The following is a 12482-nucleotide window of genomic DNA, read 5'->3' on the forward strand; positions in this document are numbered from 1 at the left end:
TCTCGGTGACCGATTCGGAGACTAACGAGGGCCTGAGACGTTCTCGACGACCACACGCCGACCCCCGGCCTCAGACCAGGGGGTCGGTGGCCTCGGCGACGGCGCCCTTGGCGGTGCGTCCGGCGCCGATGATCGTGGCCGAGGCGGCGCCGGTCCAGTCCCCGTATCCGAGCAGGTGCAGCCGGGGTTCGAGGACCGATCGGGTGCCCTCGACCGCCACCCGGCCGTCGGCGTCGAGCACACCGAGCGGGGCCAGGTGGCCCAGGGAGGGGCGGAAGCCGGTGCACCAGAGCACCGCGTCGAACCTCCGCTCGGTGCCGTCGGCCCAGAGGAGGCCGGTGGGCGTGAACCTCTCGAACATCGGCTCGGCCTCGAGAACGCCCCGGTCACGGGCCTCGCGCACGCTCGGCACGGCGACGACGTCGCCCAGGTCCTCGACCCCCTCGACCCTTCGCCCCTCCTCCGCCGCGCGCTGACGCCGGGTCGCGATGGAGAACAGTTCCCGGCCGTCGACGTCGTCCGGCAGAAGACGCGGCGGCCGGGAGGCGATCCAGGTGGTCTGGGCGACCAGGGAGAGTTCGGCGAGGATCTGCGCCGCGGAGTTGCCGCCGCCGACCACGGCGACGCGGAGTCCTGCGAACCGATCCGGGTTCCGGTAGTCGACGGTGTGCGCCTGTTCCCCTTCGAAGAGCTCACGGCCCGGCAGGGCTGGGACGTGGGGCGCGCTCCAACTCCCGGTCGCGCTGATCACTCGACGGGCCCTCCAGGTCCCCTGCTCCGAGACCACGGCGAGCCGCTCCCCCGAGCGCTCCACACGCCCCACCCGCACCGGGCGTCGGACCGGCAGATCGTAACGCCTCTCGTACTCGGCCAGGTAGCGGGCCACATGACGTGCGGAAGGGTATTCGTGCCCCTCCTCCGGGGGCATCCACCATCCGGGGAGCATGCTGTGCTCGGCCGGGGAGAACAGCCGCAGCGAGTCCCAGTAGTGCGTCCAGGAGCCGCCCGGGGAGGCCCCGGCGTCCAGGACGACGAAGTCGAGATCCTCACGGCGCGCGACCCGCCTCAGGAAGTAGCCGGCGGCCAGTCCGGCCTGACCGGCGCCGATCACCACGACGTCGACCTCGTGTTCGGGGGTTGCCATCCGGGTCCTTCCTCTCGATGCCCGCGATCGCCACAGCGACGGCCGACGCGGGGTTGTTCCCGAGAGGGCGATCCGAGAGAACCCGACGATCCCGTCTCACGTTCCGGTGCCCGGAGACGACTACAGGGTGAGGAACGAAGAAGGAGGCCGTGGAGGAATGGTCCAGAAGACACGACCTGGGGTGCGGTGAGGATGAGAACTCCGTTCGATGTGGCCGTGGAACGGCATGGCACGACCGTGCTGCGGGTGTGCCGTGCCGTCCTGGGGCCGGGGCCGGACGCGGAGGACGCCTGGTCCGAGACCTTCCTGGCCGCGCTGCGGGCCTGGCCCGATCTGGACGAGGACACGAACGCGGAGGCCTGGCTGGTGCGCGTCGCCCACCGCAGGGCGGTCGACGTCGTCCGTGCCCGGGAGCGGCGGGCGGTCCCCACCGACGAGCCACCGGAACCTCCCTCGGCCCCGGATCCCGCCGACGGCGACGAGTACGGGTTGTGGGAGGCGGTCGCTGCCCTTCCCGAGCGGCAACGGCTCGCCGTCGCCTACCACTACTTGGGCGGCCTCCCCCACGCGGAAACGGCCGCGCTGATCGGCGGCGGCGCCGACGCCGTACGTCGCGCGGCGGCGGACGGCGTCAAGAGCCTGAGACGGACCTACCGCGCGGCGGAACGAACGAAGGGGGCATCCCGATGACCGGCATGACGAACGACGACGGGCCTCGGACGACCGGTACCGGAGCGGACACGCGGACCCTGTTCCCGGTGGCCGACGGCGATCTGGCCCGGCTGCGGGCCCGCCTGTCCGGGGCGGCCGAGGACCTCGGTCTGCTCGAGGTCGCCTACCGCACCCTCGACACCCCCGTCGGGCCGCTGCTGCTCGCGGCGACCGAGAGGGGCCTGGTACGGGTCGCGTTCGAGAGCGAGGGGTTCGACGCGGCCCTGGAGACCCTGGCGGAGCGGGTCGGCCCACGGGTGCTGGAGGCGCCACGCCGGTTGGACACGGTGGCGAGGGAACTGGAGGAGTACTTCGCGGGCGGACGGCACGTGTTCGACGTGCCGTTGGACTTCGCGCTGTCGTCCGGTTTCCGCCGGGAGGTGCAACGCCGGCTGCCGCACATCGACTATGGCCGCACCCGCTCCTACAAGCAGGTCGCCGAGCTCGTCGGCAACCCGAGGGCGGTCCGCGCCGTGGGCACCGCCTGCGCGACGAACCCGCTGCCCGTCGTGGTGCCCTGCCATCGGGTCCTGCGCACCGACGGGGGTCTGGGCGGCTACATCGGCGGCCTGGACGCGAAGCGGACCCTTCTGGACCTGGAGGCGGCGGCCTGACCGGGAACGACCGAGGCCCGGGCCACCGTGGTGGTGACCCGGGCCTCGTGCGTTCGGTGGGCGCGAAGGGACTCGAACCCCTGGCCTATTGCTTGTAAGGCAATTGCTCTGACCAACTGAGCTACGCGCCCGATGCGTCGCGAGTGATCATACCCCTTCGCGGCGCCCGTTGTGCCCGGTTCCCTCCCGCCCGGCCGAGTGGACGGAGCCCGGGTAGGATCCCGCCATGCGCACCGACCCCCCGTCGCGTCCCTCCCCCGCTCATGCCCGCTCGGAGGCGGCCCTATGATCCCGATGCTCTGGGCCGGAGCCGCCGGCTGTCTCCTTTTCGTGGTGGTCTTCCTCGTGGACGGGCTCACCCGTCCGGGCTACGACCCCCTCCGTCACCCGGTCAGCGCCCTGGCGCTGGGGCCGCGCGGATGGATCCAGACGGTCGACTTCCTGGTCTGTGGTCTGCTCGTGGCGGTGTCCTCGGTGGCGGTGCCCTGGGCCGTGAGCTCCGGCTCTTGGGCGGTCTGGCCGCTCTCCGCGGCGATCGGCCTGTTCGGGGTCGGGCTGCTGCTGTCCGGGGTGTTCCGGATGGATCCGATGTGGGGCTACCCGCCGGGTGCCCCCGAGGGGACCCCGGAGGAGACCGGGCGCGCGCATCGTATCCACGACAATCTGGGCGCCGTGGTCTTCTTCTCACTGCCGGCGGCGGCGCTCATCGCGGCGTTCGCCCTCCAGGATCCGGTCTGGCGTTGGGGTTCGGGGGTCACCGGGGTGGTCGTGGGCGCGGGCACCCTCGTCTTCGCGAACGCCTGGGAGAAGGAGGCGCCGAACGCGGGGCTGATCCAGCGGGTCACCCTGATCATCGGTCTGGGATGGCTCGGTCTCCTCCTCGGCGCGGGTGCCCTGGGCGCGCTCTGACCGCGCGAGGATCCGGGGCGACTTTTCGCGTTCACCGGTCTTGACGTACCCCTGACGGCACGGCAGCCTCGAACGCACAGCCGTTCTCGGGTACACGACGGCGGCCGCGCCGTCACCCGGACGCTCCCCCACGTCCCCCCGTTCCCCCGTTCCCCTCCCGAGCCCCTTCGCCCCTGTCCATGGTGTGAGCGCAGTCCCGTGGTGCCGCGGCCGGGTCCGTCCGTACCCCTCCGCCCCCGCCCGAACGGCGGGGGCGTCACATCTCGCGGAGGGGCGCCACGTCCACTCCGCGCCGAGCGGGAAGGACCCGGATGGGACTGCCTGTGACATCGACCGGGACCCGGCGTGCGCGCCGGACCGGGCTCGTCTTCGGAGCGGCCGCGGCCCTGCTGCTGCCGACCGCCGTGCCCGTGGCCGCCGAGCCCACGCTCGACCTCGACGAGACGTCGGTGGTGGAGATCCTGTTGGAGGACCGCGACGAGCTGGAGCGACTCGTCGAACTGGGCGGCGACATCGCCCAGTTGGATCCGGTGGACGGGGGCGGCTTCGTCGCCCGGACCGTCGTCGGCCCCTACGACCAGGACGTCTACGCCGACTTCACCTTCGGAGACGTGGTCCACACCGAGTCCGACGCCGAGGAGCGTCTCGCCGAACGCGAGGCGACCATCGAGCGGCTGCGGTCGGAGGGCGACTCCGACGGCGAGGTGGGGATCAGGTCCACCGGCGAGGACCTGGAGATCCTGAGGGCCGACTACTTCGAGGGGCGCGCCGGCGACTTCCTGTCGGTGGAGGTCCGTTCCGCCCTCGGCCAGGACGAGGACTTCCGGCTGACCGTGGAGCGGGACGCCGGTCCGGGCACCGAACCCGGGGACGGCGGCTCCCAGACCCTGGCCCCCTTCGTCGACGTCGGCGTGTACCTGTACCACCGCGGCCAGGCCGAGGTGGAGGAACGCCCGGAACGGATCCGGGTCACCGACCCCTCGGGGGCCACCGCCGAGGCCGAGGTCACCGATTGGCTACCGGACCCCGAGACCCCCGGGGACCCGCTGCCCTACACCGACTTCGTCAACGCGTACATGACCCCGGACGAGCTCTACGACCGGATCCACCGGATCGCCGACGAGTACCCCGACATCGCCGAGGTCGTCGAGCTCCCCCATCTGACCGACGGCTACCGGCGGCACGCCCAGGCGATCCTCGGTGTGCGGCCCGACGGGCGGGGCGCCGAGCGCGGTGTGATCGTGGAGTCGCTCGCCTACGGGCACGAGGGCGGCAACGACATCGTCGTCGACCTGATCGACCACGGTGAGCCCGACGCGGCCCTGTCGGTGGACGTGGAGGGCGACGAGATCCTCGTCCGGCCGGCCACGGACGGGACCGGCGCGATCACCACCACGGCGGCCGAGGTCGTGGCGGCGGTCAACGCCGAGGCCGGCGATCTGGTCCGTGCCTTCACCTTCCGGGGCGACCCCGGTGAGGGGGTCGTGGAGGCCGAGCGGGTCCGGGCCGACGACCGTCTCGGCGCGCCCGAGGAGGTCTCCCGCGAACCGGCCACGGTGTACGGACTGCGTATCGGCGCCACCCGGGACGGCTCCAAGACCGGGGTCCTGGGCTACTCCCAGGAGCACGCCCGCGAGTGGCAGACCCCGCTGGTGACCCTGGAGACCGCCGAACGCCTGGTGCGCAACTACGGCGTCCACGAGACCACCACCGAGCTGGTGGACGAGCTGGACATCTTCCTGCTGCCCTCGGTCAACCCCGACGGCGCGAAGCACTCGTTCTACGACTCCCCGATGCAGCGCAAGAACATGGTCAACCACTGCCCGACCGACGGCCCCCGTGACCAGTGGGCCGTCCAGGGCGGCGGCCAGTGGGGTGTGGACATCAACCGCAACTACGGCACCTACACCCTGTGGGACGGCTACGCCGGGGCGTCCTTCGACTGCACCGGCGGCACCTTCGCCGGCCCCGAGGAGGAGGGGCCGCTGTCGCAGCCGGAGAGCCGGAACCTGGACTGGCTGGTCGACACCCACGACAACATCGCGTTCTCGATGAACATCCACTCCTCGGGCGACTACTTCATGTGGTCCCCGGGCGCCTACATCGCCGATGGACGCGTTTCCACGCCTCGGCCCTCGGCCATGGAGGAGACCTACTTCTGGGAGGCCTCGGAGAGCATCCTGGGCGCGATCAAGGGGCACCGGGGCACGGTGGTGACCCCGGCGCGCACCGGACCGATCATCGACGTGATGTACTCGGCGGCCGGCAACTCCGGCGACCACCTCTGGTACGAGCACGACGTCTTCGCCTGGAACTTCGAGCTGGGCCAGGCCGGCTTCCAGCCTCCGTGGGAGGAGGCCCACGCCCAGGGCATGGAGTACGCCGACGGGCTGTACGGGATGTTGGAGGTCGCGCTGGAGCACCAGAACGACCGCTATCGGCCGCGTTCGGAGGTCACGCCGCGTCCGGGCGGGTACGACGGTCCGGTGGAGATCTCCTTCGGGACCAACGAGACCGCCGAGATCTACTACACGCTCGACGGTGGCCGCCCGACCTTCGATTCGCCCCGGCTGGAGCTGACGGGCGTGCGCGGAGGGCCGGAGAGCCTGACCATCGAGGAGACCACCACCGTCCACTGGTTCGCGGTGGACGTCGCGGGCAACGTCGAGGGCGGCTACGACCCCGACGGTAACGCCAGGAACCACCGCAGGGGCACCTGGACGATCGAGTAGGGCCTCCGGGGCGACGGCCCCGCGGGGAGGGCGGAGGATCCTTCTCGTGGGGCCGTCCGCCGTGCGGGGCTCACCCCGCCAGGGCGCGGATCCGTTCCAGGTACTCGTCCACGTTCCGGGGCTCCGAGATGGGGGTCAGGGTCGACCAGCGCACGTTCCCCTCGGCGTCGATGAGGAAGGTGCCTCGACGGGCCACGCCTCGTTCGGCGTCGAAGACCCCGTAGAGCCGGGCCACCTCACCGTGCGGCCAGAAGTCCGACAGCAGGGCGAAGGGGAAGTCCTCACGATCCGACCAGGTGCGCAGGGCGAAGGTGGAGTCCACCGACACCGCCAGGATCGTGGCCCCGAGTTCGACGAACTCGGAGTGACGCTCGCGCAGTTCGGAGAGTTCTCCGGAACAGATTCCGGAGAAGGCCAACGGATAGAAGACCACCAGGGTCGGGCCCTCGTTCGACGCCGACAGGGTGGTGTCCCGGCCGTACTGATCCTGAAGCGTGAAATCGGGCGCGGCCGCGCCCGTGCTGATGACGGTCATGTCCGTTTCGTTCTGGTCGGAGCAGGCCGGATTCGGCGCCCGCCGCTCGGCGGGCGCCCCGTACGCGCCGCGCGCCCATGGGGGCGCGCGACGCCGCTCTCACCCGATGCGGGCGAGGTCCGTCACCGCTTGGGGACGACCAGTCGGGTACCCGACCAGTCCGCTCCGATGCTGACGGCACTGGTCTGCGACAGCCCCGAGGTGGTGGCCGCCTCGGCGACGTCGTTGGGGGACACGTGCAGCTCACGCCCGGCCTTCGGGGTCAGGACCAGGATGGTCCCCCCGTCGGCGATGGTGGTCACCGTGTCCATCAGCGCGTCGGTGAGGTCGTCTTCCTCATCGGACCGCCACCACAGCAGCGCGGCGTCGACATCGCCGTCATAGTCCTCGTCGACCAGCGCCTCGCCCGTGAGTTCGGCGATGGATGCGCGCAGTCCCTCGTCGACGTCGTCGTCGAAGCCGAATTCCTGCACCACCTGACCCGGCTTGAATCCGAGTCGGTCAGCCAAGCCGCGTTCGCTCTGTGCCTGGCCCGCGGTCGCGCTCACGAAAGTTCTCCTCCACAGATGGGTTTTCTCAATTTTGCCTGCACGAAGCAGTTGTCACAACGATGTCGGGCTCTTCACCGCCCGTCGCGTGGGTCCGTAACCATCGCTGATGGCCTAGTTCACACGCTAGTGCCTTTCCCCGTCAACGCGTGTACGAACTCCGTGGGCACGGGATGGGGTGCGCCTCGAAGGCGCTACCCGGACCTGAGATAGGACAGCCGGACCCTGCGGTCCGGATTGTCCACGTTCAGGTCGACGATGGCGATGGACTGCCAGGTCCCCAGTTCGAGCCGCCCGGAGATGACCGGGACCGTCGTCTGGGGCGCGATGTAGGCGGGCATGACGTGTGAGCGTCCATGCCCCTGGGATCCGTGCTTGTGGCGCCATCGGTCGTCGGCGGGCAGTAGGTCGTCGAGGGAGGCCAGGAGGTCGTCGTCCGACCCCGCCCCCAGTTCGATGATCGCCACGCCCGCCGTCGCGTGCGGGACGAAGACGTTGAGCAGTCCGTCGCCTCCGCTCTCGGCCACGAAGTCGCCGCATGCCCCGGTGATATCGGTGATGCTCTCCGATCCACCGGTGTGCAGCTCAAGGATCTGTGTCCGCATAGCGCCACCTTCGCGCAGCCGGGCCCCCGGTGCAACCATCCCGGGGGAAACCCGTGGATGACGGACGCTCCCGATGGGGGCCATACTCATCGACAACATGTGAGAAATCAGGCGAAACGAAGGGGAGAGGATGACCGCCTCGTTACGTCTGGGCCCCTTGCTCCGACACGTGGGGACCAGCACGGCGACGGTGTGGGTGGAGACGGACGCCCCTTGTGACGTAGGGATTCGCGTGTCCGGCCGCGGGGTCCGGACCTCCCGCACCCTCACGGTCCACGGCCACCACTACGCCGTCTGCGAAATCGAGGATCTTCGGCCGGGCGCGACCCTGCCCTACGAGGTCCTCCTCGATGGGATCCGGGTCTGGCCCGAGACCGATTCCGACGACGACCTCCCGCCCGCCGTCCTGCGCACCCTGGACGAGAAGGCGACCACCCGGCTGCTGTACGGCTCCTGCCGCACCCCCACGGAGGAGGGCTCCGCCGAGGAGGCGGAGCGCCACGGCCCCGATCTGCTCCGGGCCACCGCCCGACGGCTCGCCCGCGAGGAGGTCGAGGGCAACCTGGTGCTGCTGCTCATCGGCGACCAGGTCTACGCCGACGAGCTCCGAGAGCCCATGCGCGCCTTCCTGCGGCGTGTACGCGAGCGGGACCGGGACGGCGCGCCCGAGGACGAGGTGGTGCACTACGACGAGTACGCCGAGCTGTACCGCCAGGCCTGGTCCGACCCCCTGGTCCGCCGACTGCTCGCGACGGTCCCCACCCTGATGGTCTTCGACGACCACGACGTCCGCGACGACTGGAACACCTCGGCCGCCTGGCGCCGGTCCATGGACGCCCTCCCCTGGTGGCGGACGAGGGCGACCTCCGGTCTGGGCGCCTATTGGATCTACCAGCACGTGGGGAATCTCTCCCCCGCGGCCCGTGCCGAGGACCCCCTGTGGGCGGCCCTGTGCGAGCACCGTGACCGGGGTACCGACGCCGCCGACACCCTCGACTCCTTCGCTTCGAGGGCCCACGACGACCCCTCCTCCTACCGTTGGAGCCACCGGTACGACGTGGGCGGTGTGCGCGTCCTGATGCTCGACACGCGTTGCGGACGGGCTCTGGGCGAGGGGGACCCCTCCGACGGCTCACGCTCCATCCTGGGAGCCGAGGGGCACGACTGGCTGGACGAGCACCTCACCGGCGGCCCCGAACACGTGGTCGTCGCCTCCACCGTCCCCGTGCTGCTGCCGCCGGCCGTGCAGCATCTGGAGGCCTGGAACGAGGCCGTGTGCGCGGGAGCCTGGGGTCGGGCGGCCCGCGGCCCCGGGGAACGGCTGCGGCAGGCCCTGGACCTGGAGCACTGGGGCGCCTTCCAGTACTCCCTCCACCGTCTCTCCGACGCGATCTCCGAGGTCGCCCGGGGCGAGCGCGGGCCGGCGCCCGCCACCGTCCTGATCCTGAGCGGGGACGTGCACTTCTCCTACGCCGCGCGGGTCCGGCTCCGAACGGCGGGTGAGGACGGTTCCCGGGTGACCCAGTTGGTCTCCTCCGCGTTGTGCAACCGGCTCTCCCCCGTCATGCGAAGGGTGGCCGCGCTGTCGGCGAGCGCGCCGTTCCACCTGGCGGGCGCGATCATGTCCCGGGCCGCGGGGGTACGCCGTCCTTCTCTGACCTGGCGGCTGACCGATCGTCCCTACTTCGACAACACCATCGGGGAGGTGGACTTCGACGGTCGCGGGGCCCGCGCCCGCTGGTACCACTGCCCCGGGGGAGAGAACGGCGCCCCGCCCCGGGTCCGGTCGGTCCTGGAGTTGTGAGACGGGCCCCGAACACGCGAACGGCGGCGCCCCGGATCGGGGCGCCGCCGCGATGACCGTCGGACGGGGTCGAAGTCCGAGGCCGGTCCGCCTCAGGGCTTGTGCGAGGGCGGACGACGGTTGGCCTGGCCGCGACGCCGGTCGCGCACCCTCAGGCTCAGGGCACCGCCCTGTTCCAGGAGCCGGCTCGCCGCGCGGTGCACCGTGGAGCCCGCCCCGAAGGTCCGGGAGGAGGTGTCCTCACCCTCTGCTCCCTTTCCCTCCTCACCGAGGTGCTCGGGCTGCGGGATCAGCGCCGTGGGCTCGTTGTCGGCGTCGGCGTTCTCCTCCGGCAGTGCGTGCAGTCTGCGGGTACGTCGGAGTCCGCCGTTCTCCGCCTCGGCCTCTTCGGCGGAGGGGACGACCGGCTCGGTCGGGGCGGCGCGTTCGGAGTCGACGGCCTCCTTCCAGGCCCGGTCCCGCTCGATGTCCTGTTCCTTCTCCTGGGCCAGGCGACGGGCCCGCTCGACACGCCAGGAGCGGTAGGAGCGCGCCAGCGGCGTGGCGATCGGCCAGGTGACCTTGGCCGGGCGGGACAGGGCGTGCCAGAGGTAGGCGGTGGTGCCCCGGGACTCCATGGCCCGGCGGGCCCGGGTGATGGTGAAGAAGGTGGGCAGGGCCAGCAACAGTTGCGGCCAGGCCAGGGCCAGCGCGACGAACAGCGGGTACATCCCGCCGCCGGAGAGCGCGGCGAGCGCTCCGACCACCATCGGCACCAGGGCCAGCGCGACCCTGAACTGGACGAACTGTCGGTACCGGTGCAACGACCTGCGGGCCGAGACCGGCGGGGCCAGCCCCTCCGGCAGCGGTGTGGGGGGAACGACCATGGCCATGACCAGGGTCCCCACGCCCACGCTTCCGGCGAGCAGTATCGTCCATCCGGGGGCGGAGAGGTCACCGCCCACCAGGAAGTAGACCAGCCCGACCACCGGGAGCGGCGCCGGGATCCAGAACAGGACCCTTCTGCGGAGCTCCCCCTCCTGAGTGGGCTGAAGAACGTAATCGATCACCGGGCGCAGTACCCGGAACCTCTTCCTCGGTCGCTCGACCACAGCGTTGGACCCCCCAAGAACGTCGTGACGAAGCGGGGAGGGGAGCGGCGCCCGAGTATCCTCGTCGTCTCCGCGGCTCCTCCTGCGACCCGCCTGTATCAAAGCTATCCCTTTTCGCGTAGTCCCCGGGCGCACACGGGCAGTCACAGACATACCCGACGCCGGTGAAACTTCCTCAAGGGCGCTGTTCTGACAGACAACGATCAGGTTACGACGGATCTTTTCGGTTGTCGCGCTTTTGGCTGATATCGGTCATTCGAGTCATTCATTGCGGGTTTCGGACAACCTCCCGAGCGCCACCGCGACGCGGAGCACGAAGGACCCCCGGCCGTCCGAGGGCGGGTGCCCCGTGAGCTCGGCGATGCGACTGAGGCGATAGCGCACCGTGTTGGGGTGGACGAAGAGCATCCGCGCGGTGGCCTCCAGCGAGGAGGCGTGCTCCAGGTACACCGAGAGCGTGTCCAACAGTGGAGAGCCGGCCCCCCGCAACGGCAGATAGACCTCCTCCACCAACTGGCGCCGCGCCTCGACGTCCCCCTCCAGAGCGCGTTCGGGCAACAGGTCGTCGGCCAGGACCGGCCTGGGCGCGTCCGGCCAGGCCACCGCGGAGCGCAACCCGTTGACGGCCGCGCTGACCGAGGCGCCCGCCGAACGCAGGTCGGCCACGGCCGGCCCGACCACCACCGCCCCGGGCCCGAAGAGCCCCGCCAGCGGCTCGGCGGCGGCCGCGGGCAGGTCCTCGGCCGGATAGCGGTCCCCCACCCCCACCACCATGACCACACGGCGTCCCTGGAGTCCGGCGAGCACGTCGTGCCCCAGGCGTCGGGCGGCGGCGCGCAGGTCGTCCAGGACCTTGTTCCCGTCCTCGTCGCCGATGTCGCCGGCCATCGCGATCACGGGCGTGTGCGACCACCCCAGGGCCGACCCCCAGGTCTGGAGACCGTCCTCACGGTCCCCGTGCAGGAGCGCGTCGACGATCAACGCCTCCAGCCGGGCGTCCCAGGCGCCCCGGGCCTCGGCCGCGCGGGCGTAGACCTTCGCGGAGCTGAACGCCACCTCCCGGGTATAGCGCAGCATGGCCTCACGGAGCTGTTGCGCGCCCCCCGGGGCGGCCAGATCGTCGACCTGGCCCTCCACGACCTCGATGACCACCCTGATCATGTCGACGGTCTGTTGAAGGGAGACCGAACGGGTGAGTTCACGGGGGGCGGTGCCGAACACCTCCACGGTGATCGCGGGACGCCCCCGGCTCGGGTCGCGGAACCAGTCCACGAAGGCCGCCACACCGGACTGGGCCACCAACCCGATCCAGGACCGGTCCTGGGCCGACATCCGTCGGAACCATGAGAGCCGTTCCTCCATACGGGCGACGGCGGCGGTGCCCAGGGTCCCCATGGAGCGTTCCAGACGGCGTACGGTCTCCGCGCGGATCTCGTCCTCGGGAACTCCCCCGACCGGCTCGTCCGCCCCGTCCTCGGGCCCACGGGCCTCGGGCTGTTCGGATTCGGTGTTCACCGTCCTAGGTTCGCATCCCTCGAGGTCCCGCCTCCTCCCCCTCAGTACGTGTCGACCGTCACCCGCGTCGGGCGCGAGGACTCCATCGGGACCCGCGCGGGGGGCGTAACGTCGAGAAGTGACCTCTTCCACCGGTTTCGAGGGAACGAACCGGCTCATGACCATGTTTTGTGGATCCTCTACAAACGGGGTCGTGCGAACTTCGTGTCCCTCCCCATCCAACTGGTGATCTCCTACAGGGCAAGGTTGATGTCGTGCTTGTAATCGTTGCTCC

At 71.0% G+C, this 12482-nt stretch carries 11 protein-coding genes and 1 tRNA gene; 5 read left to right on the forward strand and 7 right to left on the reverse strand.

What is annotated here, in order from left to right:
- Positions 1–70: 70 nt before the first annotated feature.
- Entirely contained in the window at positions 71–1144 is a 1074-nt protein-coding gene (locus tag TR33_RS13485; RefSeq protein WP_042283412.1) for an ArsO family NAD(P)H-dependent flavin-containing monooxygenase, read from the reverse strand.
- 192 nt (positions 1145–1336) lie between these two features.
- Between TR33_RS13485 and TR33_RS13490 the strand changes: the two genes are divergently transcribed.
- Positions 1337–1834: an RNA polymerase sigma factor gene (locus TR33_RS13490; RefSeq protein WP_042283552.1), complete on the forward strand. Its 498-nt coding sequence runs from the start codon at positions 1337–1339 to the stop codon at positions 1832–1834.
- Entirely contained in the window at positions 1831–2469 is a 639-nt protein-coding gene (locus tag TR33_RS13495) for a methylated-DNA--[protein]-cysteine S-methyltransferase (protein WP_084570253.1), read from the forward strand. The genes TR33_RS13490 and TR33_RS13495 overlap by 4 nt, the downstream gene beginning before the upstream one ends.
- A 57-nt stretch (positions 2470–2526) precedes the next feature.
- Here TR33_RS13495 and TR33_RS13500 read toward each other — a convergent pair.
- A tRNA-Val gene (locus TR33_RS13500) sits at positions 2527–2600 on the reverse strand.
- A 154-nt stretch (positions 2601–2754) separates the two neighbouring features.
- Between TR33_RS13500 and TR33_RS13505 the strand changes: the two genes are divergently transcribed.
- Together TR33_RS13505 and TR33_RS13510 are read left to right on the forward strand one after the other, a co-directional pair.
- On the forward strand, positions 2755–3378 hold the full coding sequence (locus TR33_RS13505) for a DUF998 domain-containing protein (RefSeq protein ID WP_014910355.1): 624 nt from the start codon (positions 2755–2757) through the stop codon (positions 3376–3378).
- A gap of 311 nt (positions 3379–3689) precedes the next feature.
- On the forward strand, positions 3690–6110 hold the full coding sequence (locus tag TR33_RS13510) for a M14 family metallopeptidase (RefSeq protein WP_042283413.1): 2421 nt from the start codon (positions 3690–3692) through the stop codon (positions 6108–6110).
- A gap of 70 nt (positions 6111–6180) precedes the next feature.
- Here TR33_RS13510 and TR33_RS13515 read toward each other — a convergent pair whose 3' ends face one another.
- The 3 genes from TR33_RS13515 to TR33_RS13525 form a co-directional block, all read right to left on the reverse strand.
- Positions 6181–6645, reverse strand: a complete 465-nt coding sequence (locus TR33_RS13515; protein WP_042283416.1) for a peroxiredoxin — start codon at positions 6643–6645, stop codon at positions 6181–6183.
- Positions 6646–6767: 122 nt separating this feature from the next.
- On the reverse strand, positions 6768–7193 hold the full coding sequence (locus TR33_RS13520; RefSeq protein WP_014913212.1) for a DUF3052 domain-containing protein: 426 nt from the start codon (positions 7191–7193) through the stop codon (positions 6768–6770).
- Positions 7194–7387: 194 nt separating this feature from the next.
- Complete coding sequence (locus tag TR33_RS13525; protein WP_042283419.1) at positions 7388–7798, reverse strand: secondary thiamine-phosphate synthase enzyme YjbQ; 411 nt, start codon at positions 7796–7798, stop codon at positions 7388–7390.
- A 130-nt stretch (positions 7799–7928) separates the two neighbouring features.
- Between TR33_RS13525 and TR33_RS13530 the strand changes: the two genes are divergently transcribed.
- Positions 7929–9602: an alkaline phosphatase D family protein gene (locus TR33_RS13530; protein ID WP_042283422.1), complete on the forward strand. Its 1674-nt coding sequence runs from the start codon at positions 7929–7931 to the stop codon at positions 9600–9602.
- A gap of 92 nt (positions 9603–9694) precedes the next feature.
- On the opposite strand, the gene TR33_RS13535 is transcribed toward TR33_RS13530, so the two are convergent.
- Together TR33_RS13535 and TR33_RS13540 are read right to left on the reverse strand one after the other, a co-directional pair.
- On the reverse strand, positions 9695–10693 hold the full coding sequence (locus TR33_RS13535; protein WP_017535387.1) for a hypothetical protein: 999 nt from the start codon (positions 10691–10693) through the stop codon (positions 9695–9697).
- 261 nt (positions 10694–10954) lie between these two features.
- Positions 10955–12208: a PucR family transcriptional regulator gene (locus TR33_RS13540; protein WP_042283424.1), complete on the reverse strand. Its 1254-nt coding sequence runs from the start codon at positions 12206–12208 to the stop codon at positions 10955–10957.
- Between the last annotated feature and the right edge of the window lie 274 nt (positions 12209–12482).

The organism is Nocardiopsis alba (assembly GCF_000710955.1).
Taxonomy (GTDB): Bacteria; Actinomycetota; Actinomycetes; order Streptosporangiales; family Streptosporangiaceae; genus Nocardiopsis; species Nocardiopsis alba.

Coding starts and splice junctions, on each gene's coding strand:
- TR33_RS13485 (WP_042283412.1), bottom strand. CDS start 1,144: ATGGCAACCCCCGAACACGAGGTCGACGTCGTGGTGATCGGCGCCGGT.
- TR33_RS13490 (WP_042283552.1), top strand. CDS start 1,337: ATGAGAACTCCGTTCGATGTGGCCGTGGAACGGCATGGCACGACCGTG.
- TR33_RS13495 (WP_084570253.1), top strand. CDS start 1,831: ATGACCGGCATGACGAACGACGACGGGCCTCGGACGACCGGTACCGGA.
- TR33_RS13505 (WP_014910355.1), top strand. CDS start 2,755: ATGATCCCGATGCTCTGGGCCGGAGCCGCCGGCTGTCTCCTTTTCGTG.
- TR33_RS13510 (WP_042283413.1), top strand. CDS start 3,690: ATGGGACTGCCTGTGACATCGACCGGGACCCGGCGTGCGCGCCGGACC.
- TR33_RS13515 (WP_042283416.1), bottom strand. CDS start 6,645: ATGACCGTCATCAGCACGGGCGCGGCCGCGCCCGATTTCACGCTTCAG.
- TR33_RS13525 (WP_042283419.1), bottom strand. CDS start 7,798: ATGCGGACACAGATCCTTGAGCTGCACACCGGTGGATCGGAGAGCATC.
- TR33_RS13530 (WP_042283422.1), top strand. CDS start 7,929: ATGACCGCCTCGTTACGTCTGGGCCCCTTGCTCCGACACGTGGGGACC.